Source organism: Zwartia panacis (assembly GCF_030410395.1).
In the GTDB taxonomy this organism is placed as follows: Bacteria; Pseudomonadota; Gammaproteobacteria; order Burkholderiales; family Burkholderiaceae_B; genus Zwartia; species Zwartia panacis.
In genome coordinates this window covers 285,360-306,419 of sequence record NZ_JAUHHF010000003.1, presented here as the reverse complement: position 1 = coordinate 306,419, position 21,060 = coordinate 285,360, and the positions used below count along the sequence as shown (strand labels likewise).

General features: G+C 55.0%; 21 protein-coding genes. 4 read left to right on the top strand and 17 right to left on the bottom strand.

The window, feature by feature from the left end; genetic code table 11:
• Window positions 1-3: 3 nt before the first annotated feature.
• The 14 genes from hslO to QWY30_RS06145 all read right to left on the bottom strand — a co-directional run bounded on the left by hslO (window position 4) and on the right by QWY30_RS06145 (window position 13,632).
• Window positions 4-915 (bottom strand): Hsp33 family molecular chaperone HslO, encoded by a 912-nt coding sequence (gene hslO, locus QWY30_RS06210; RefSeq protein ID WP_290239229.1) that lies wholly within the window; start codon window positions 913-915, stop codon window positions 4-6.
• A gap of 19 nt (window positions 916-934) precedes the next feature.
• A complete protein-coding gene (locus QWY30_RS06205; RefSeq protein ID WP_290239227.1) occupies window positions 935-1,456 on the bottom strand; it encodes a gamma carbonic anhydrase family protein in 522 nt (173 codons plus the stop codon).
• 41 nt (window positions 1,457-1,497) lie between these two features.
• A complete protein-coding gene (locus tag QWY30_RS06200; protein ID WP_290239225.1) occupies window positions 1,498-2,964 on the bottom strand; it encodes an AMP-binding protein in 1,467 nt (488 codons plus the stop codon).
• A 90-nt stretch (window positions 2,965-3,054) separates the two neighbouring features.
• Window positions 3,055-3,663, bottom strand: a complete 609-nt coding sequence (locus QWY30_RS06195) for an RDD family protein (RefSeq protein ID WP_290239223.1) — start codon at window positions 3,661-3,663, stop codon at window positions 3,055-3,057.
• Between the two features lie 54 nt (window positions 3,664-3,717).
• A complete protein-coding gene (locus tag QWY30_RS06190) occupies window positions 3,718-3,894 on the bottom strand; it encodes a hypothetical protein (RefSeq protein ID WP_290239221.1) in 177 nt (58 codons plus the stop codon).
• A gap of 107 nt (window positions 3,895-4,001) precedes the next feature.
• Complete coding sequence (locus tag QWY30_RS06185) at window positions 4,002-5,585, bottom strand: THUMP domain-containing class I SAM-dependent RNA methyltransferase (protein ID WP_290239219.1); 1,584 nt, start codon at window positions 5,583-5,585, stop codon at window positions 4,002-4,004.
• Between the two features lie 9 nt (window positions 5,586-5,594).
• Window positions 5,595-6,017, bottom strand: a complete 423-nt coding sequence (locus QWY30_RS06180) for a CopD family protein (RefSeq protein ID WP_290239521.1) — start codon at window positions 6,015-6,017, stop codon at window positions 5,595-5,597.
• Window positions 6,018-6,030: 13 nt separating this feature from the next.
• The gene (locus QWY30_RS06175) at window positions 6,031-7,293 is read right to left on the bottom strand and encodes a glutamate-5-semialdehyde dehydrogenase (RefSeq protein ID WP_290239218.1); all 1,263 of its coding nucleotides are present in this window, start codon (window positions 7,291-7,293) and stop codon (window positions 6,031-6,033) included.
• A 4-nt stretch (window positions 7,294-7,297) separates the two neighbouring features.
• The gene (gene holA, locus QWY30_RS06170; protein ID WP_290239216.1) at window positions 7,298-8,335 is read right to left on the bottom strand and encodes a DNA polymerase III subunit delta; all 1,038 of its coding nucleotides are present in this window, start codon (window positions 8,333-8,335) and stop codon (window positions 7,298-7,300) included.
• A 14-nt stretch (window positions 8,336-8,349) separates the two neighbouring features.
• Window positions 8,350-9,051, bottom strand: coding sequence for an LPS-assembly lipoprotein LptE (locus QWY30_RS06165; RefSeq protein WP_290239215.1), 702 nt, complete (start codon window positions 9,049-9,051; stop codon window positions 8,350-8,352).
• 12 nt (window positions 9,052-9,063) lie between these two features.
• The gene (gene leuS / locus QWY30_RS06160; RefSeq protein WP_290239213.1) at window positions 9,064-11,724 is read right to left on the bottom strand and encodes a leucine--tRNA ligase; all 2,661 of its coding nucleotides are present in this window, start codon (window positions 11,722-11,724) and stop codon (window positions 9,064-9,066) included.
• Between the two features lie 208 nt (window positions 11,725-11,932).
• Complete coding sequence (gene rpmG / locus QWY30_RS06155; RefSeq protein ID WP_028815923.1) at window positions 11,933-12,100, bottom strand: 50S ribosomal protein L33; 168 nt, start codon at window positions 12,098-12,100, stop codon at window positions 11,933-11,935.
• 20 nt (window positions 12,101-12,120) lie between these two features.
• Window positions 12,121-12,357, bottom strand: coding sequence for a 50S ribosomal protein L28 (gene rpmB, locus QWY30_RS06150; protein WP_028815924.1), 237 nt, complete (start codon window positions 12,355-12,357; stop codon window positions 12,121-12,123).
• 72 nt (window positions 12,358-12,429) lie between these two features.
• The gene (locus QWY30_RS06145; RefSeq protein WP_290239211.1) at window positions 12,430-13,632 is read right to left on the bottom strand and encodes a multidrug effflux MFS transporter; all 1,203 of its coding nucleotides are present in this window, start codon (window positions 13,630-13,632) and stop codon (window positions 12,430-12,432) included.
• Between the two features lie 184 nt (window positions 13,633-13,816).
• Here QWY30_RS06145 and QWY30_RS06140 point away from each other — a divergent pair, with 184 nt between their 5' ends.
• The gene (locus QWY30_RS06140) at window positions 13,817-15,094 is read left to right on the top strand and encodes a class I SAM-dependent methyltransferase (protein WP_290239209.1); all 1,278 of its coding nucleotides are present in this window, start codon (window positions 13,817-13,819) and stop codon (window positions 15,092-15,094) included.
• 1 nt (window position 15,095) lies between these two features.
• On the opposite strand, the gene QWY30_RS06135 is transcribed toward QWY30_RS06140, so the two are convergent.
• Entirely contained in the window at window positions 15,096-16,112 is a 1,017-nt protein-coding gene (locus QWY30_RS06135) for an LLM class flavin-dependent oxidoreductase (RefSeq protein ID WP_290239207.1), read from the bottom strand.
• 156 nt (window positions 16,113-16,268) lie between these two features.
• Here QWY30_RS06135 and QWY30_RS06130 point away from each other — a divergent pair, with 156 nt between their 5' ends.
• On the top strand, window positions 16,269-17,450 hold the full coding sequence (locus QWY30_RS06130; RefSeq protein WP_290239205.1) for an acetyl-CoA C-acyltransferase family protein: 1,182 nt from the start codon (window positions 16,269-16,271) through the stop codon (window positions 17,448-17,450).
• Between the two features lie 52 nt (window positions 17,451-17,502).
• Here QWY30_RS06130 and radC read toward each other — a convergent pair whose 3' ends face one another.
• Window positions 17,503-18,180 carry a RadC family protein gene (gene radC / locus QWY30_RS06125; protein WP_290239203.1) on the bottom strand — a complete coding sequence of 226 codons (678 nt, stop codon included), beginning with the start codon at window positions 18,178-18,180 and terminating at the stop codon, window positions 17,503-17,505.
• A gap of 51 nt (window positions 18,181-18,231) precedes the next feature.
• On the opposite strand from radC, the gene QWY30_RS06120 reads away from it, so the two are divergent.
• A complete protein-coding gene (locus tag QWY30_RS06120; protein ID WP_290239200.1) occupies window positions 18,232-18,708 on the top strand; it encodes an FKBP-type peptidyl-prolyl cis-trans isomerase in 477 nt (158 codons plus the stop codon).
• Entirely contained in the window at window positions 18,708-19,652 is a 945-nt protein-coding gene (gene ispH / locus QWY30_RS06115) for a 4-hydroxy-3-methylbut-2-enyl diphosphate reductase (RefSeq protein WP_290239198.1), read from the top strand. The genes QWY30_RS06120 and ispH overlap by 1 nt, the downstream gene beginning before the upstream one ends.
• Before the next feature lie 29 nt (window positions 19,653-19,681).
• On the opposite strand, the gene QWY30_RS06110 is transcribed toward ispH, so the two are convergent.
• Window positions 19,682-21,055, bottom strand: coding sequence for a TAXI family TRAP transporter solute-binding subunit (locus QWY30_RS06110; protein ID WP_290239197.1), 1,374 nt, complete (start codon window positions 21,053-21,055; stop codon window positions 19,682-19,684).
• Window positions 21,056-21,060: the final 5 nt, after the last annotated feature.

The window sequence follows — 21,060 nt, the reverse complement described above, 5'->3', positions numbered from 1 at the left end:
TTGCTAGTGGATGGATTTGCCTGGACCTGGCGCGAGGGGTTGAAACAGCATGGCTGAGTCCACTCCGTCGAAAAGGTAAGGTTGACCGCAAAATTCGCAAGCCACTTCGATTTTGCCCTGGGTCTCCAGGATGTCCTGAACTTCGGCGTGCCCCAACATTTTGAGCATGTCCGCGACACGCTCTCGCGTGCAGGAACATTGCCAGGTGATGGGTCGTGCGTCAAAAGCCAAAAGTGTTTCTTCCCAAAATAGTCTGTGCAACAGAGTGTCCTGAGTAATCTCCAGCATCTCCTTTTGGGTCAGTGTCTCTGCCAGGCGCTGAGTCCGTTGCCATGTTTCATCCGCACTCAAGACCTCGGCTTGCTGGTTGCCTCCCTGAAGAGGCAAACGCTGCAATAAAAAGCCTGTGCAGCGCTCAGCGTCGGCGGCGAGCCAAATCCGCGTCTCCAATTGCTCTGATCGCAACATGTATTGCTCAAGCGCTTCGGCGATCGAATCACCTTCGAGGGGAACGATGCCTTGATAGGCCTGTCGACCAGGCGTGTTTTTTGGCGGGTCGAGCACGACAATGAATTTAGCGGTTCCACCTGGATTCAACAGAGACTGTATGTCCCGTTGAATCGGCAGGGGGCGGTCGCGCATTTTGACGGTGGCGCGGATGCTCATGTCGGCGCGACACTCCACCACCATCAGGGCGATCGCGCCATCACCCTGTAGCTGGAGCAAAAGTGAACCATCGAACTTCAGTGTGGCAGCCAGTAGTGTGGAGGCGGCCACGAGTTCGCCCAGCAACGCTGCCACACTGGGTGGGTAGCTGTGATGGGCTTGAGCCGCTTGCCATGTCTGATGCATGTCAACAGATTCGATACGAACGCTGCGGTCTTCGGAGAGGTATTTCTTCAGTTGATCTGACATACGGGCCGGTAAAGAGGTCTCAGCCTAGGCGCTTGAGTTGTTGGCGATACATTTGACCGCGGGCAGCATAGTGTTCAATGTTGTGTCGAATTTGAGCGATTTCTTCTTCGCCGAGGGTGCGAACGATTTTGCCGACACCAATCACGAGACTGCCATCTGGAATCTCGCGGCCCTCTGGAACGATAGCGCCTGCGCCGATGAGACAGTTGCGACCGATACGGGCACGGTTCAGGACAATAGCCTGCATTCCCACGAGCGATCCTGTGCCAATCGTACAGCCGTGCAACATCGCCTGATGGCCAACAGTCACGTACTCCGCGATGGTGAGTGGGGCATCCTCGTCGGAGTGCAGGACGCTACCCTCTTGAACGTTGCTGTGGTGTCCGATGTCGATCAGCGTGTTGTCACCCCGAATGCTCACATTGGCCCAGATACTTGCTTGGGCACCAATCACCACATCGCCGATGATATCGGCGGAGTCAAAGATGAAAGCACTGGGGTCAATACGGGGAATCCGGTCGCCGAGCTGATAAATCGCCATGTTGTTCAACATCCATGAGAGCGTTGAGGAATGGCGTGATTTTACTCTGTTAGCGATCGGACCTCAGTTGTCGGTGGCGGTGAAGCCGGTTGCAGAGGTGCCTGGGGTGGTGCCGGTTGTGGTGCTGGCGATGATGCTGCCGATGGTGTTGCTAGTGGGGAAGCCTTGGGCTTAGCTGCCTGACGACTTTTCTTTCCTGCATGCCAGACAAACCCGTCAGCATCGATCCGTGCAAGTTCTCCCGTACGCCACCAGCCGTTCGTATCGGGGAAGTTTGCCGTGGCATCCGGACGCCACTCTCGCAAAGGCATAGCGGGATCTTCGTGGCCATGGCGATCATGCCGATTGACTGCGAGCTCACCGATTTCTTCGGGATTGGCGGGTGTTCCGTCCTCGTTCAGCACGGCGATGCGATGCCCGGGGTGGCTGCGCCCCAGACTGCCAGCGCGACCTTGCCACTTGTGGTGACTGTCACCAATGATTCCCGGCATTTCAGTGGCCCCGAAAAGCTGATTGGGGCGCACGCCAAAATGATGCTCGCACCAGTGCGCATGCGTTTCGTCTAACGCCTCGTCCATGATGGCGATACTGCGTAATTTTGGCGACGGTAAAACAGACTCTGGCGGTGTACTGATTTTGAGTTGACGGATCACGGTACTTGGCGCGAGTGCATGCGTGACGTGATAACGTCCGAGCAGATGGTGTGCCTGACCAGGCGTGGTGGCTCCACGCACGCCCAGCATGGAACGACCAAAATAAAGGGTGGGCAAAACGCCGCATAAAAGACCAGAAGCATGCGCCCAGTCCAGCGGGGTCCAGAACACTTCCGCGTTCTGCGGGAACCAGTTTTGCGCGGCGACAAAGCCCGGCAGGGCACCAATCAGCGCGCGATGCGGCAAGAGCACGCCCCTGGCGGGGTGGCTCGTATCTGAACTGTAAAGTAATAGTGCGGGATCTTCAGACCGAGTCGTGACGGGTTTGAACTGCTCGGGCTGCCGGATCATGAGGCTGCGCCAAGGCAGCAAACGATTGTCCTCGACCCCCACACCAATGACTTGGGTGAGCTTGGAACAGCGGGACAAAATGCTCAGCAGGTTGGAAGCAGCTTCTGTGCCAACAATCGCAACGCGCGTCTCTGAGTCGCGTAAGCGGAACTCAAGGGCTTTGGGGGCGAGGTTTGTCGCAAGTGGCATGGCGACAGCGCCAACGCTGTAAGCCCCAAGTTGCGCGATGACCGCTTCAGCGCTTTGTCCGAGAATGGTTGCCACCCGATCTCCAGGTTTGACTCCCATGCGGGTGAGTGCGTTGGCAAACTGGTTTGTTGCAGCGCCCAGACGCTCAAAGGTCCAGATATCTCGATGACCTGCCGCATCTTCGAAAAATAGTGCAATACGACGCGCATCAGCCGAGCTTTTTGCCCAACGATGACAGCATTCCTCTCCAATATTGAAATTGGTTGGCACTAGCCAGTGGAAAGATTCACTGAGTGAAACGTATTGGTCCAACATGCCTGAGCGGGTGGGTGATCTATGCAATGCCCGCTAGCATGGCTCACCCAAGCAATTGGCGCAACAGCCACATGCATCGAGATGACTAATCTAAGGGTTTTTACTAGTCTGAATCGTGGCTTGTGAGGCGGGTTTTGGCGCGGTTTGAACGTTCACCAGGCGGGTGCCTGCCAGCAAATCATGCAGAAACTGCTGTTGAGCCGTAAACCACGTTGGAATAAAGACCAGAAAAGGAGCAGCGACGATCAGCATTAGCATGGCATTCCAGCCTGATAACTGCGCGCCCGCCCAAACCAGACTCGCACCGAGCAGGGGTAAGATCCACATGTAGACATATCGCAAGAGCAGACGCCAGGTCTTGGCGGGGCGTCCATCTGTGCCCATTACCCTGATATGCCAAGCTTTCATGGGGAGGGTTTGGCCGCTACGGCGCCAGCAAATCAGAAAATAAGCACCGATCGCGATAAAGAGCCAGACCTGACGACCGCCGCGCAGCATCAAGGCATGACGGCTTTGCGTAAGCGTATCGAAGAGGTAGCCGGCCAAAAAAACAACCGCGAAAAGAAGAACTCCCTCGTACATCATCGAGGCAAATCTTCTCAATCGCGGCGGCGCTGGCGCGTTTGTCAGCGAAGCTATTGGCTGAGAGGCCTGTTTCGAGGCCTGCGCGTCAGGTGGTAAAACAGTGCGGGGTTTCATGGAACGTATTATCCCGCACTTTTGAGGGTGATCCCGCGCACCCTCGGGGCTTTCTTAGACCATATCGCGGGCGTTGGTATGGGCGCGAGCCGAAGCGGTAAAAGAGGCGATACCGTGCACGAATTTGCTGACGGCGCGCAGTGGGCGGAAGCGGAACTGATTTTCCATGGCCTTGGCAAGCAAGTCGCGCTCAAGGGTGTCAGTCAGGCGGTTAGAAGTATTGTGGTTCATGATGATTTCCAGTGTTTGTTAGGGATAACCCTATTATTAGGGAAAACCCGAAACTAAGCAAACATTTTTAAGGGATAACCCTTAAAAGATTCTGGAAACGGTAAAACCTAGTCCTTTCGTTGTGTCGCAGCAACATTTCTGTAGCTGCTCTCCACCAGTTCAAAGTTGAATAACCTGCAATCCAGTGCACCATTAAAGATCGGCGTACGCCTGTTTGCCTTGAGTCGAAGGTGTTTGGGCAGGTCCAGATCCGAAGTAATGACATTGACTTGCCAGCCCGCAAACTCTCGCTTGAGGTTGGCGGACCATTCCCGCCAAAACTCAAGATCTTCCTCGTCGAGGCGCTCGCCATAGGGCGGATTCGTCAAAATCCAGCCTGTCGGAGCAGGCGCGACCGCATCGCGCGCGTCACCCAATTCAAACTGAATGGTGTCCTCGGTCAGAAACGCGCGTTCGGCGTTGCGTTGCGCGGCTTCGATGGCTTCGGGATTGGCATCGATTCCCACGAGGGGAGCTTCGAGTTCGGGCAAGATTCGGCTGCGAGCATCTTCTTTGAGATCTTCCCAGTGACGTGGCTGATGGTCCCTGAGTCGTTCGAAGCCAAAAGGACGCGTGATTCCGGGGGGCACACCCAAAGCGATCCAAGCTGCTTCGATCAGGATGGTACCGCTGCCGCAAAAAGGGTCTAGCAATGCTGCCTGTGGATCCCAGCCTGAGAGGGCTAATAGACCCGCTGCCAGGTTTTCCCGCAGAGGCGCATCGCCTTTGTCCAGACGCCAACCGCGTTTGAATAACGACTCGCCCGAGGTATCGAGGTACATCGTGGCGGTATCTTGAGATAAAAATAGATGGACGCGTGCGTCAGGGCGGACAGTGTCGATGGACGGGCGCTCGCCTTCGAGATCCCTCAGGCGGTCACAAATGCCGTCTTTCGCACGCAAGTTGCAGTACTGCAGGCTTTGCATCGGGCTTTTGATGGCAGAGGTATCGACACGCAACGTGTGTTCAGCGCCAAACCAGCGTTCCCAACCGATACTTTGAGCCAGCTCGAGAATATCGTCTTCGTGCTGGACAGGCGCCTGGCCGACGCGCACCAAAATACGCGTGGCTAATCTTGAGTAAAGATTGGCGCGCTGAATGCCCCACCAGTCTGCGACAAAATGACAACCTGCGCGCGTTGTTTGCACTTGTTCATAACCAAGCGCGCTGAGCTCAGCGCCCAGAGCCTCTTCGAGTCCAAGCGGGCAGGGCGCGAAAATCTGAAAAATTTCAGTCGTTGGACTCACAATCGTGCTGCGAGCCGTGACAGGTTCCTGAGGCAAGGCTTTGGGGTTCGAGCTTCGTGGCGTACGTTCAGACAAAGGTCGCGCGCGTTCCCCGGGATCTCTAAACTCGTTTGGCCCGCTTCGCAAAGCCGCGCTGCGACTCGAGCCCCTTGCCGATGAATGGCGTGGCGCAGTGTTTCTGGGTTCGAAATCCCGATTTGCAGACCTGGGGGTCTTTCGCTCGGAGGTTTTTGAAGGAGCCTCGCCCTTGATGCGCGCAGTTTTGTCTTTGGCGATTTTTTGTTGAGCGACCTGGCGTGCGCGGGCACCAATACGGACGCGTGGTCGATCGCTTGGCGCTTCAGAGGATGTCTCAACACCTTTTTTAAGGGTGAGGGTCTTGCGAGTAGTGTCCTGGTCAGACATGGAGTCTCATTAAAAAGGCTTGATGACGACAAGCGCCGTCGCAGCGGTCAGTATCAGAACTGGCGCTTCATTGAACCATCGGTAAAAAACGTGCGAATGACGATTCGCACCCTGTTCGAATTTGCGCAGCAACACGCCGCAGCTATAGTGATATCCAAGTGCGGCTAAGACCAGCACAAGCTTGGCATGCATCCAGCCGTTGCCGGGTCCCAGTCCAATCCCAAATCCCAGATACAGCCAGATCCCCAACAGCACTGCGGGCACAGCAAGAATCGTCATGAATCGATAGAGTCGTTTGGCCATGCCATCCAGAACGGCGAGTATCGCTGGATCGGATTGCTGCGCCATGTTGACGAAAATGCGGGGCAAATAAAACAAACCCGCAAACCAGGAAGCGATCAGTACGATATGAAGTGTTTTGACCCAGAGCATCAGCATGTTGGTGTTATCCGCGTGTTTGACCGTCTCCATGCAGTACCCACTTGAGCGTGGTGAGTCCTTCGAGTCCGACAGGACCGCGTGCATGAAGACGATTCGTTGATATGCCAATTTCGGCACCCAGACCGTACTCGAAACCATCTGCGAAGCAGGTCGGCAAATTGACATAAACCGAACTTGAATCGACCTCGCGCTGAAACTGCTGTGCGCGAGAGATATTGGTGGTGACGATAGACTCGGTATGCCCGGAACCCCATCGTTCGATGTGTTCAATGGCTTGAGCGATTGAATCCACAATACGAATGGCCAAAATCGGACCAAGATATTCGGTGGCCCAGTCCTCATCTGTCGCGGCCAGCGCCTGAGTTACGAGCGCTTGTGTGCGTGCACACCCCCTCAGTTCTACTCCGTGGGTGATGAATCTGCGCGCGAGTTCTGGAAGCAAGGTGGTGGCGACGGCTTGGTGCACCAGTAGTGTTTCCATCGCGCCACAGACGCCGTATCGATATGTTTTGGCGTTAAAAGCGATGTCGGAAGCTTTTTTCAAGTCTGCGAATTCGTCCACGTACACATGGCAGTTTCCATCGAGGTGCTTGATCATGGGAACGCGCGCTTCCTCGGCCAGTCGTTTAATCAGACTTTTGCCACCGCGTGGAATGATGACATCGACGTAGTCAGTCATCGTAATCAGTGCGCCGACAGCGGCACGGTCAGGGGTGTCGATCACTTGAACGGCCAGCTCAGGCAGGCCTGCGATTTGAAGTCCGTGGCGGACAATTTTGCCGAGCGCCAGATTGGAGTGCAGGGCTTCACTGCCGCCTCGCAAGATTGCCGCATTGCCAGACTTCAGACAAAGAGCGGCCGCATCGATCGTGACGTTAGGCCTGGACTCATAAATAATCCCGATCACACCGAGTGGCACACGCATCTGTGCGACTTGCATGCCATTCGGTCTGATTTTGGTGGCAGTCAGTTCGCCTACTGGATCGGGCATCGCCGCGATTTGACGCAGGCCTTCGATCATCAGGTCAATGCTGCGATCCGAGAGGGTCAGTCTGTCAAGCAACGCGGCTTCGAGTGAACGGTTTTGTGCGGCTTGGACATCAAGAAGGTTGGCTGCTTTGAGTGCCGCGCGCTGCGAGGTTAGCGCGTCAGCCATCGCATTGAGCGCATGGGCTTTTTGCGCGCTGCTCGCTCGCATCATCAGGCGCGAGGCTTGGCGTGCCTGTCGTCCTGTTTGCTCAATCGCGTCAAGAATAGTGTTGTTCATAGAGTTAAGTCGGTTTAAAGGCGATGCGCATCGCAAGACGATTCATTTCTTCCCAGGGGTCGTGCAAGCGTCCGGAAACATGCAGTCCCTTGATCAGGCGATCGACTTCGTGGGCATGCTGGACTGCGGCAGGCCAGCTGCGCGGTGATACACGTGATAACGCTTTTCTCACCAGCGGCTCTCGCGATCCGAAAACACGATGTGAGCGTAGCACGCTAGACAAATCCTGTCCGCCAGTCACAGCCTCCGAAATCCGCGCGAGTGTCCGTATTTCCTCACCAACTGCCCAGAGCACCAGCGGCAAAGCTTCACCCTCCGCTTTGAGTCCATCCATGATGCGAATCATTCGGGGAACATCTCCCGCGAGCATGGCGTCGCGCAAACCAAAGACGTCGTAGCGCGCGACATTCATGACGGATTGTTCGATGTCTTGAGCCTGGAGTTTGCCTGGCTCGAACAGCAAGCCTAACTTGAGGATTTCCTGGTGGGCCGCTAAAAGATTGCCCTCGACTTTGTCGGCCAGCCATTGCAATGTTTCGGCATCAGTCTCCTGGGATTGCCGCGCGAGTCGCTCTGCGATCCAGCGAGGCAGCTGATGACGTTCAACGCTGGGAATGTCGATGAATTTGCCTGAAGACTGCAGGGCGCTGGCCCATTTGCCTTCGCGTGTGGCTTTGTCGAGTCTGGGAAGCGAGATAATCGTCAGGACATCCTCGGCGAATTGTCCGGCACAGCGTTTGGCTAAGGCGATGAGTGCATCCGCCCCGGTTTTGCCGGGTTTGCCTGTGGGTAGTGAAATTTCAACAAGCTGTTTGTCACCAAATAGCGATCCACTCTGGCTAGCCATTCCCAATGCGCTCCAATCGCTGCGCGCATCCATCAAAAACGCATTGCGCTCCAGAAAACCAGCTCCACGGGCGATTCCACGCAAGGCGTCTGTGGCTTCGATCGTCAGTAGCGGATCGTCACCCGTGATCACGTACAAAGCCGCCAGGCTTGCACCTGGTCGGCTGAGTTCATTGATCAGGCGCTGTGCATCCACTAAGTGACCTGCTTTTAGCCGCCCGGATTAACCGGAATCGGAATCGGGGTGAGGGAAGGATTTTGCCAAGGGCTAGGAATGACGCTCGGCGCTTGAACAGGCACTGCCACATCAATGTTTTCCTGTTCAGCAGTTGTCAAAGCATTCAGTGCATCCCAGCGCTGTTTAATATCGGGTGCTGTCAGTCGTCGCATCATGCGTGCGACCAGACTTTTCTGCATGTCTTTGAATAATGTGGCGGCTTCTCCTTCTTTCGCCTGAACGACACGTTCATCAAAAGGCATGGAGCGAGCGGCGGACAAGGTAGTATCAGGAAGGATGATTTGATTTTTGGCATTGACCAGACGGAAGGTATAAACCAACGTCAGCTCGAACTCCTCGGGCTTGCCCTGCGCGTTCAGAGAGACGATGCGCGAATTACGCACATCGGAAACTTGCTCCAGTCGGGCTTGAGGAATGTTTTTTGGATCGATAACCGGTATTTCATCAGAGGCGATATCCTTGGTTACAGAAGGCTCAATGATCACGGTGTTCGGCGATGCCGCTCGGATGGCCCGCCGGACATCCGCACCAAACTGAGAGTTTTGGGGGATGGTAATGGCGAGCGAATCAAAGGGCATGGGTGTAACGCCTTGCATTTTGAAGCCGCAGCCTGTCAGTAACAAGCCGATCAGCCCCAGCACTAGCAAACGCACACGCACGAATGACTGATTCATTGAGATTTTCCGTTATCCAACAACGTTGACGAGTTTGCCAGGCACCACGATGACACGTTTTGGAGGACGCCCCTCCAGATTGCGCGCAACAGCCTCGTGGTTAGTAGCAAGCTGTTCAATCTGTTCGCGTGTCGCTTCGCGGGCAACACTCAGACTGCCGCGAAGTTTGCCGTTGACTTGCAAGACCAATTCGACCTTGTCAGTGATGAGTGCGGACTCATCAACTGTCGGCCAAGGTGCGTCCAACAGATCTCCATAGGGCTTGTCATAGCCGAGTTCTGCCCACAGTTGCCACGTGATGTGCGGGACGACCGGGTAAAGGACTCTGAGCAAAATACCGATTGTCTCAGCCGTCGCGCCTTGTGCGAATTTCGAGTCGCCAAGCTGAGCGTCGTCAATGGCGTTGAGCATTTTCATGCAAGCCGACACCACGGTGTTGTACTGAATACGCTGGTAGTCGTAATCCGCTTGCTTAAGCAATGCGTGAATCTCGAAACGCAGTTGCTTGACCTCTTTAGGCGCATCGGTCCAGTCTGAAATCTTTGCTTTCAAGCCTGCTTCGACGAGGTCCTTTTTTTGCACGCATAACGACCACAGCCTGCGTAAAAAGCGGTTGGAGCCCTCAACGCCGGAGTCCGACCATTCGAGCGTTTGCTCGGGCGGGCTCGTGAACATGACAAAAAGGCGAGCAGTATCAGCACCCTGGGTGTCGATTAGCGATTGGGGGTCGACACCATTGTTTTTCGACTTGGACATCGTACCGACACCACCGTAGGTGATTTCGCGTCCATCGCTTTTGAGCCGGGCACCCGTGATGGCGCCTTTGGCGTCATACGTGTTTTCAACTTCTTCAGGCCAGAAATACTCGATCCCGCCTTTGGCATTTTTGGCAGAGTAGATGTGATTCAGGACCATGCCCTGGCAAAGCAGTTTGGTAAAGGGCTCGTCGAACTTGACTAGGCCCAGATCGCGCATCACGCGAGTCCAGAAGCGGGCATACAGCAAGTGCATGACTGCGTGCTCGATCCCACCGATGTACTGATCCATCGGCATCCAGTAGTCGTTGCGCGCATCGACCATGGCATGGTCGTTACCGGGGGAGGTGTAGCGCATGAAATACCAGGACGAGTCGACAAAGGTATCCATTGTGTCGGTTTCACGTCGCGCATCTTTGCCACAGCTTGGACACTTGCACTGCAAAAAGGCAGCGTGTTTGGCAAGCGGGTTACCGCTGCCGTCAGGAATCAAATCTTCGGGCAAGACGACAGGCAGGTCTTTTTCTGGCACTGGGACCGCGCCGCAAGCATCGCAGTGGATGATCGGGATGGGAGTGCCCCAATAGCGCTGGCGCGAGATGCCCCAGTCGCGCAGACGCCATGTAGTCTGACGCTGACCCAGACCGAGAGATTCCAATTCAGTGGCAATGGCTTCGATGGCTTGTGTGAAGCTCAAGCCATCGTATTTGCCAGATTGAATCAAACGGCCCGTTTGCTTGTCGGCATATGATTCGTGCCAGACCTTGTCATCAAAGGGTTTGTCCCCGACTTGAACGACTTGTTTAATCGCAATGCCATATTTGTTGGCAAAGGCAAAGTCGCGTTCGTCATGCGCAGGTACGCCCATGACCGCACCATCACCATAGCTCATCAAGACGTAGTTGCCGACCCAAACAGGGATGGCTTGCCCAGTCAGTGGGTGGGTGACGAACAGACCTGTATCCAGGCCTTCTTTTTCTCGGGTCGCCAATTCGGCTTCTGTGGTGCCGCCTTGTTTGCATTGTTCAATAAACGCAGCCAAAGCAGGATTGGATTGCGCAGCGTGTTGGGCGATGGGATGCTCTGGAGCCACTGCGCAGAATGTGACACCCATGACGGTGTCTGCACGGGTGGTGAAGACGTACATGCGTCCGTCCTGAATGAGCTCACCCTTGCTGTCTTTGATGGTGTGGGGGAAAGCAAAGCGCACGCCCTCGCTTTTTCCAATCCAGTTTTCCTGCATCGCGCGCACACGATCCGGCCAACCCTCAAGACCGTTTTGGACTTGTTCGAGGAGCTCACTCGCGTAATCGGTGATCCGCAGGTAATAGCCAGGAATTTCACGCTTTTCGACTAAAGCGCCCGATCTCCATCCGCGTCCGTCCACGACTTGTTCGTTAGCCAGCACGGTATTGTCAACAGGGTCCCAGTTGACGACTTGCGTTTTGCGATAGGCGATGCCCTTGTCCAGCATCTTGAGAAACAGCCACTGGTTCCATTTGTAGTAGGCGGGATCGCAGGCGCACATTTCACGTGACCAGTCGATGGCTAGCCCCATCGCCTTCATTTGTTTTTTCATGTAGGCGATGTTGTCGTAGGTCCATTTTGCGGGTGGTACCTTGGACTTGATCGCTGCATTTTCGGCAGGCATGCCAAACGCATCCCAGCCCATGGGCATCAGCACGTTATAGCCGCGCATGCGCAGCTGCCGTGCCATCATGTCGTTGATGGTGTAGTTGCGTACATGCCCCATGTGCAGTTTACCGCTTGGGTAGGGCAGCATCGAACACGCATAGAACTTTGGTTTGGGTTGTCCGGAGGCGTTGAGCGCACCTTCAGTTACACGATATGCGTCACGGGCATCCCAGTTTGCATGGGCCAGTTTTTCAACAACAGTGGGTAGGTAGCGTTCCTGCATTGCGACAGCCAAAAAAGGTGGGGGCGACGATGCGCCGAATCAGTCTGACATTATAGGTCGTACTGGGGGCGAAGCGCTGAGACTTGAACGTTGAAAAACAAACAGCCCCGCGAAGCGAGGCTGTGAGTTTGACACTGAGATCGGGGCTAGGAGTGACTGAAGTCGATCTGAACGACGCAGCCCCGAACCAAGTTGATGACTTAAGTGATTACTTAAGTTTTGTTTCTTTGTAGTCAACGTGCTTGCGAGCGACTGGATCAAATTTCTTGATCAGCATTTTCTCGGGCATGTTGCGCTTGTTTTTGGTCGTGGTGTAGAAGTGACCCGTTCCAGCGCTGGACTCGAGTTTGATTTTTTCGCGTGTACCTTTTGCCATGTCGGGCTCCTTTAGTCGGGTTAGGCGACTTCGCCGCGTGCACGCAGGTCAGCCAAGACGGCATCGATGCCATTCTTGTCGATCGTGCGCAGGGCGTTGGTGGATACGCGCAGACGTACCCAACGGTTTTCGCTCTCAACCCAGAAACGGCGTGACTGCAAGTTAGGCAGAAAACGACGCTTTGTTTTGTTGTTTGCGTGAGAAACATTGTTGCCCACCATGGGCTTTTTTCCAGTCACTTGGCATACACGTGCCATGGTTACACCTATTTATGTTTGTTCAGATTTTCACATCAAGTCTGACATTCTAATACGAAATCAAGGATTTAATCAAACCGAGTGCCTCGCCCGTCGTGCCAGCGCCCCTGACAGACAGGCCAACGTCGTGCAGCCCGCCATGCTCAGCGCCAAGGGCATGGGGCCCGGCATTTGCATGAGGCTGACCAACAGTCCGGCCAGTGCGCCGCAGGAAATGGAGATTGTGCCCATCAGGGCTGAGGCCGATCCGAGCTGATGACCCTGGTCAGAAAGCGCCAGCGCTGCGGAATTGGGCCCGACAAACCCATAGCAAAACATGAAAACGAGCATGCAACCCATGACTGACTGCAAGCTCGCAAGACGGGTTAGGGCAAAGAGGAGGGCAACGAGGCCTGCTGTCATCATCCCCCCGAGCGCCCAGGGGAGTATTTTCATGGGGCTGTGATGTTTGAGCAGTCGGGCGCAGACCTGGGATCCCACAATCAGGCTCGCTGCGTTCATCCCGAACAACAGGCCATATGTCTGCGGAGACACGCCAAAGTGTTCGATGAACAGGCGCGGGGAACCTACGATATAGCTAAACATCGTGGCTGAGGCCAAGCCGCCCGATAGGGCAAAAGCCATAAAGCGCCGATGCAAAAGCAAGCCCCCATAGGTTCTAAATATATTGCCCCAACTCAGTTTGATCTGTTTTTCAGGCGCAAGCGTCTCAACCATGACTTTTGATAAAGTCCATAGGAGCGCGATGCCGCAAAGTGTGATCGTCACAAAAATCCCGCGCCAGCCGACCCAGGCGAGAATCTGCGCACCCACCACGGGAGCCAGAATCGGGGCGATTCCCATAATCAGCATCAGCATGGACAGGGCTCTCGCGGCTTCCTGGGTGCTGTAATGGTCCCGCACGACCGCTCGCGGAATCACCATGCCTGCTGCGCCCCCCATAGCCTGGAAGATACGGCAGATGGTCAGCACTTCGACACTCGTCGCCAGCGCGCATCCTGCCGATGCGATGATGTACAGAATCAGTGCGCCATACAGGGGTGGTTTGCGTCCAAAACGATCGGCCAGGGGCCCATATATCAACTGCGCGCAAGCCATTCCCGATAAATAGGCTGCCAGCGTACGCTCGACCTCGCTACTTTGCGCACCGAGTCCACTCGCAATCGCTGGGAAAGCGGGCAAATACATATCGATTGAGAGCGGGCCGATCGCGGTGAGGGCGCCCATCAAAATGAGCCAGCCCGGGAGTCCCATCGCGGCGAGTTTGGAGCGCATATTCAGCGAAGTCTGTGGGGAAAAGTAGTGGAATGGAGGTCACTTAACGACGACTGTATCACGCTGTCATGTGCGACAACGATGCAGAAGCAACAATCAGACAGATATATCCATCATTGAGTATTTTCTACCTATGAGAAATCAGATAAAGTGAAATTCTCCGATTGAAGCGCGAGGCTGAAACGTGAATCCTTTGATCTCATCCATTGAAAAGAAACTGCAAAGTTTGCCGATTGGTTTAGGGTTGGTATTGCCTGATGGAACACAGCTCGGGCCCCGCGACGCTCCGGTTACCCTGGTTGCCAAGCAAAACAAGGCGTTAGCCCATCTCGCGGCTGGACAGGTTGGCTTGATTGGACAGGATTATGTAGAGGGGCTTTGCGATGTGCGCGGATCCATGCGAGACATCATGGCCGCGGCGGCTTCGATTTTGCCTGGCTCACCCATCGAAGCGGCCCGTATGGGATGGCTAACCGGCATAATTTCGCGGGTCATGTCCGTTTGGCGGCACTCCATCGAGCGAGATGCCCGACAGATCGAATTTCATTACGACCTTTCCGACGAGTTTTATGCTTTGTGGCTAGATCCACGTCGGGTCTATTCCTGCGCGTACTATGCGCAACCTTCGATGAGCTTGGCTGAGGCCCAGGAAGCCAAGCTCGATCTGATTTGCCGCAAGCTCAGATTGTCCGCGGGAGAACGGTTTCTCGATGTCGGCGCAGGTTGGGGGGGGTTATTGTTGTGGGCAGCGGAGCATTATGGTGTGGATGCCACCGGCATTACTTTGTCCCGTAATCAGCATGCGCACGTGACCCGGCTGATCGAGGAAAAGGGATTGTCCGGTCGCGTCCGTGTGAAGCTCTTGGACTACAGAAAACTGGACAGCGCGCAGCCTTTTGACAAAATCGCCTCAGTGGGGATGTTCGAGCATGTAGGACGTGCGCAGCTCAAAGGCTACTTTGATCGCTTGTGTCAATTGTTGCGCCCGGGTGGATTGATCTTAAACCATGGCATCACAGCGGGCGGTTTGCACAACGATCAGCTCGGCAATGGCATGGGTGACTTCATTGAAAAATATATTTTTCCGGGTGGCGAACTGGTACACATCGGCGATGTGATCACAGAACTCAGTGCCGGCGGTCTGGAAGCACTCGACGTCGAAAACCTCAGGCCGCACTATGCAAGAACATTGTGGGCATGGAGTGATGCGCTCGAAGCCCGACTCGATGAGGCCGAGAAGGTTTTGCCCGGTGAGCAGGGAGCACGCGCGCTCAGAGCCTATCGGATGTATCTGGCGGGTTGCGCCAAGGGGTTTGAAAGCGGCTGGGTGGCGCTGCATCAAGTGTTGGCGCAACACGCGCCAACCGGTCGGACCGATGAGCTCGATGAGCCCGCCGATCAGGCTTATCCGTGGCGACGTGACTACATCTTTTCAAAAAAAGGTGCTGAGCAAAAAGCTTAACTCAGGCTGCCATTGCAGGGGATATTTCCACCTCAAGAGCTGCTTGGGCTGCGATTTCAAAAGAACGTAGACGAGCCTGGTGATCGAATATCTGACCTGTGATCATCAGCTCGTTGGCACCTGTTTTCTCCACGAGCCTTTGCAAACCCTGGCGTACAGTTTCAGGACTCCCGACGACTGAACAGGCGAGCTGCTCGCTGACAGAAATTTTCTCGTGTGGCGTCCAAAAGGTCTCAATGTCATCGATCGGCGGCGGAAGCTGGCCACGAGTATTGCGACGCATCCGTGTTGCATGTTGCTGATGGGTGGTAAAGAGATACTTTGCTTCCTCGTCCGTCTCGGCGGCAATCACGTTCACACCGACCATGGCATGGGGTTTGGATTGTTGTGCGGAAGGTTTGAACAGCCCTTTGTATGCTCGCATCGCGTCCAACAGGTAGTCTGGAGCGAAGTGAGAAGCGAATGCATAGGGTAGGCCAAAGTGCGCAGCGAGTTGGGCACCATAGAGGCTTGAGCCCAGAATCCAGATCGGCACGTGCAGACCTGCACCGGGAATGGCTTTGACAGCTTGTCCGGGCTGGATTTCACCGAAATAGTGTTGCAGTTCTTGAACATCCTGCGGGAATTGATCTGAATTGCCCAATAAATCGCGTCTCAGGGCGCGAGCGGTCATCTGATCGGTACCAGGCGCGCGACCGAGACCGAGGTCAATGCGGTCCGGAAACAGGGCGGCCAGAGTGCCGAACTGCTCGGCAATCACCAAAGGCGCGTGATTAGGCAGCATGACACCGCCTGAACCCACGCGGATTCGGGACGTGCCACCCGCGACATAGGCGATCACCACCGCAGTCGCCGAACTGGCATTTCCAGTCATGTTGTGGTGTTCGGCGAGCCAGTAGCGGGTATACCCCCATTTTTCGGCATGCTGAGCCAAGTCGCGGGAGTTACGCAGGGCGTCACCCGCGGTAAACCCTTGTGGAATTGGGGACAGGTCGAGAATCGAATAGGGGATGCTCATAGGTGTCTCGTGGCGTTGAATTTAGACTGGACAGGTTATGCTAACGGCTACAAGCCTGATATTACTTTTTTCTCCACGGTATGCAATGTTGTTTGTTCTCATTTGATGAGATTGCTGACCCGTCGACCAATTTCCACTCTTTAAAAGGAGCGCGCGATGCGTGAAGTGTTTATAACCGGTGCAGCCAGAACAGCCGTGGGTGATTTTGGAGGCGGGCTCAAAGATGTACCGCCAATTGATTTGGGTGCGACGGTCGTCAAGGCCGTCCTGCAACGCTCGGGCGTGGATGGCAAGCAAGTCGGACATTTGGCTTTTGGACACGTGGTTCATACCGAGGCACGCGACATGTATCTGTCGCGTGTTGTCGCGTTGAATGCAGGACTGCCTCAAACCTGCGCGGCCTTTAACGTGAATCGTTTGTGCGGTTCAGGACTTCAGGCGATTGTCTCTAGCGCACAATCGATTTTGCTGGGCGACACCGAGATGGCGATTGGTGGCGGGGCTGAGTCAATGAGCCGCGGTGGTTATCTCTCCCAGACCCAGCGCTTTGGTGCCCGAATGGGTGACACAACGGTGACAGACATGATGGTTGGCGCATTGACCGACCCCTTCGATCGCACCCACATGGGCATCACCGCTGAAGCCGTCGCCAAGCAGTTTGGCATCTCGCGTGCGGATCAGGACGCGCTGGCAGTCGAGTCCCATCGTCGTGCCGTGCTGGCTCAGGACGAGGGCCGGTTCAATGATCAGATCGTTCCGGTTGTGATCAAAACCCGCAAAGGCGAGGTGGAGTTCAAGGTTGACGAGCATCCACGTCGCGATGTTTCGCTCGAGGGTCTATCGGCGTTGCGCGCAGTATTCGTCAAAGAAAACGGCACAGTCACTGCCGGTAATGCATCGGGTATCAATGATGGCGCTGCAGCCGTTCTGATGATGAGCGGTGAGGCTGTGAAATCAAGCGGTGCAAAGCCTTTGGCCCGATTGGTGGCCTATGCGCATGCGGGCGTGGACCCCAAGATCATGGGCATTGGTCCAGTGCCCGCCACTCAGGCTGTGATGAAACGCGCGGGTTTGACTGTGGATCAAATGGATGTCATCGAGGCGAATGAAGCGTTTGCTGCACAGGCTTGCGCAGTGGCCAAAGAGCTCAAGCTGGACGCTCAACGTTTGAATCCAAATGGTAGCGGTATCTCGCTTGGCCACCCGATCGGCGCGACAGGCGCCATCGTGACCACTAAAGCCATCTATGAATTACATCGCACAGGCGGCCGGTATGCGCTGGTGACAATGTGTATCGGTGGCGGTCAGGGCATTGCGGCGATTTTCGAACGCGTCTAAAAGCTACCGCTGAAAATAAAAGGCAGCCCAAGTGAATTCAGGGCTGCCTTTTTCACATTTGTCCCAGCTCGGCCATCGAGATGACTTGATGACCCGCAACGATGAGATGATCGAGAAAATCGATGTCCACTACCTCAAGCGACTGTCTGAGCTGACGCGTCAGGCTGATGTCCGCCAAGCTTGGGGTGGCGATTCCGGACGGGTGATTGTGCGAGAGGATCACAGCTGCGGCATGATGGGCTAGCGCAGCCTTGACTAGTTCGCGCGGATAAATCGTTGTTTCAGTGAGTGTCCCTTGAGAGATCTGTTTGGCAACAATCAGACGATGCTGGTTATCCAGAAAGAGTGCGAAGCAGCGCTCAATCGAGGCGTGACCGAGCAGGGCGGCGCAGTAGGCTTTGACTTGTGCCGGGTGCTTCAGTGAACATTCTCTTTTGAGTTCTTCTTCGATTGCCCGGCGAGCCAGGGTCTGGATTGCATTGAGCTGGCAAATCCGGGCATTGCCCAAACCCACAACGTCTCTAAGGTTTTCGCTGTTGGCACTCAATAGCGCACGCAGACCGCCAAAGCGGATAAGCAGCTGTTGTGCGAGTTGCAAGGCATTTGCTCCACGTGTGCCTGTGCCAAAAATTAGCGCCAGAAGCTCGGCATTCGTCAAACTATTCGCGCCATGTCGAAGCAATCTTTCGCGGGGCCGCTGGTCGGGTGGGAGTTGTTCACGCAGTGTCATCGGGAAGGCTCTAAAATAGGCTTTTAGCCAAGCCCTCTACGGTGACAGATTTTGACTGATCAGGCCCCCAATACTCTGCCGGTTGTCCGTGCGGATTCATACCTTACGCTCCACTATCGCATCGTGATCGAGGATGGTCCCGCTGCAGGATCCACCTTTATCGATACGTTTGATGGTCGACCCGCGACGTTGCAGCTCGGAAGTGGTCAGTGGTCCCCTGGCATGGAAGCTCCTTTGTTTGGTCATCCCGAGGGGGATTGTTTCAGCTACACCCTAGCTCCCGCGCAGGCCTATGGCGACCGCAACCCAGATTTGATTCAGCGCGTTTCGCGCGCCATGTTGGATCAGCACGCGGGTGAAGATGCCGCTTTTAATCCAGGTGACATGGTGGAGTTCACCGCCCCTAACGGAGGGCGTTATTCGGGTGTGCTCAAAGAAATTAGCGAAGATTCGGCCCTGTTCGACTTTAATCATCCGTTGGCGGGACTGACGTTGCGTGTCGATATCGATTTGCTTGGAGTGTTGTGATGCAGGGCGCCGGTGCGGAAATTCTTCTGGCTCAACCACGCGGATTTTGCGCGGGTGTGGATCGTGCGATCGATATCGTCGAAAGGGCGCTTGAGCTGCATGGCGCTCCAATCTACGTGCGTCATGAAATTGTTCATAATCGTTTCGTGGTCGAGGATCTGCGCCAGAAAGGTGCTGTATTTATCCATGAGCTTGACGAAGCGCCTGAGGGCAGCATTGTTGTGTTTTCGGCTCATGGTGTCTCCAAAGCTGTGCGAGCAGAGGCCGAGCAACGCGGGTTGCAGATTTTTGACGCTACCTGTCCTTTGGTAACTAAAGTCCATGTCGAAGTCGAGCGCATGCGTGCGTCGGGTTGCGAAATCGTGATGATCGGACACAAGGGTCACCCTGAAGTTGAGGGCACGCTGGGTCAGTCCAATGAAGGCATGTACCTCGTGGAGACGACAGCCGATGTGCAAGCTTTGGAGGTTGCCAATCCGGACAAGCTGGCATTCGTGACGCAGACTACGCTTTCCGTGGATGATGCGGCTGAAGTAGCCCAAGCCCTGCGCGCGCGCTTTCCGCACATCCAAGAGCCCAAGAAAAGTGATATTTGTTACGCCACCCAAAATCGTCAGGATGCGGTCAAGATTCTCGCGCCTGCCTCAGATTTGGTGCTGGTGGTAGGAAGCGCGAACAGCTCCAACTCCAATCGGCTGCGCGAAGTTGCCGAGCGCATGGGCATCGCTTCTTATTTGATCGATGGGCCAGAGTCGATTGATCCAGCCTGGCTTGAGGGACGTCAGCGAATCGGAATCACTGCTGGAGCATCTGCGCCTGAGGTGCTTGTGCAGCAGGTCATTCATCGGCTTAAAGAGCTTGGTGCCGTTTCTGTGCGCACGATGGATGGCTTACACGAAAACGTTTCATTCCCATTGCCCAAGGGCTTGTCGCGCAAGACCTGATCACTGCATCACGCGCCAAGCGTCATGTGTCAAGCCTCGCCTTTGCGCACGGGGCGTTCGATCAAGGTGCGAACGAAATCAATCGTGGTGCGCAGTGAGTAATAGTCGCTAACAATACTGCGTGGCACACGCAGCTTCTGTGCGCGTTTGTCGAGCTCGTCGATCGTTTTCAGATATTCGTCGTGTTGGGCGGGATCATAGTTTGTCTCGAGCTCTTGTTCGAACAGCTTGAGGGCGCCATAAACCTCATTGATGCGTGAACGCGCCCGACTCAGGCGATAGGCTGGCATCGATTTGATGATCGGGTAGGCAAAAGCTCCTAGCGGCAACAATAAAATCAGCATGCGGTTTAAAAACTCCGCGAGCCAAAATGGCATGTACTCCAACAAACGTGGTGCACCATTTTTATAAAAGCTTTTTGCCACGTCGCTTTCTTCGATGATGGACTCTTTGTAGTCGGGAAACTCTCCATAGCTCGCGAAAAAGGAGCGACCACCATTGATTTTTTCAGCTGCCTGCAAAAACAGTAACTGAATGGCAGGATGCATGTTGGGGTCGATGACGAGATTGGTGGTGGGTGCGATCGTTTGAATGGTTTGTGGAGGTTCGTTTCGCACCAGATTGAGTGAGCCCTCGGGGATGGAAAGAACGTGGTAGATGGGGAATAAGCGCCCAAAGGCCTCGGCGCGATGAAAGCCAGTCAGCCGTGCGCGCGGATCATTGATCATCGCTTGCACGTTTTTTGACTCGAGTCCGTCAACCATCACGACAGTATGAATCGTTCCGTTTTTGAAAGCCTCAACGGCTTCTTCGTTGGAGAGTAGTTTAAAGTTGTCGGACAGCTCAATATGATTGAGCTGCAGCAGGCGCGTGGCGTGCAGGTAGGTCCCGCTTCCGGGTGTGCCGATAGAAATGGGTTGTGAGAGAAAATTGATGTGTTGTTTCTCATCCGGAAGCAACAGGTCACTTCTGTAAAAAATCCAAAGGGGCTCATAGCCTACGCTCCCCAAAGATAAAAGCCCCTTGGCCTCCTCGCGACTCGTCAGCAATCCGCCCTGAATAAACGCGGCCTGAAGACGATCATCGCGGTCTTTGAGTCGCTTGATGTTTTCTTCGGCGCCTTCAGTGCGGACGAGCTCGAGGGTGACGCCATTCTTTTTGAAGTATTCGGCATATTGTTTTGCAAGCTCTTCGTAGGAACCGCCTGCCGAGCCGGTTCCCATGAGAACGTGTGTCGGGGGGGCGGGTTTCGCCAGCCAGATGACGGTGCCGATCGCAGCAAGAAGCAATACGATGAGCACCCAAGCCTCACGTGCGAACTGCCAACAGCTTTGTAATTCTTCGCGAACTGTTTCGTACAGTGCAACCACGTGGTCGCGCACTTCGTTTTTAAAACTGTCCATACGAG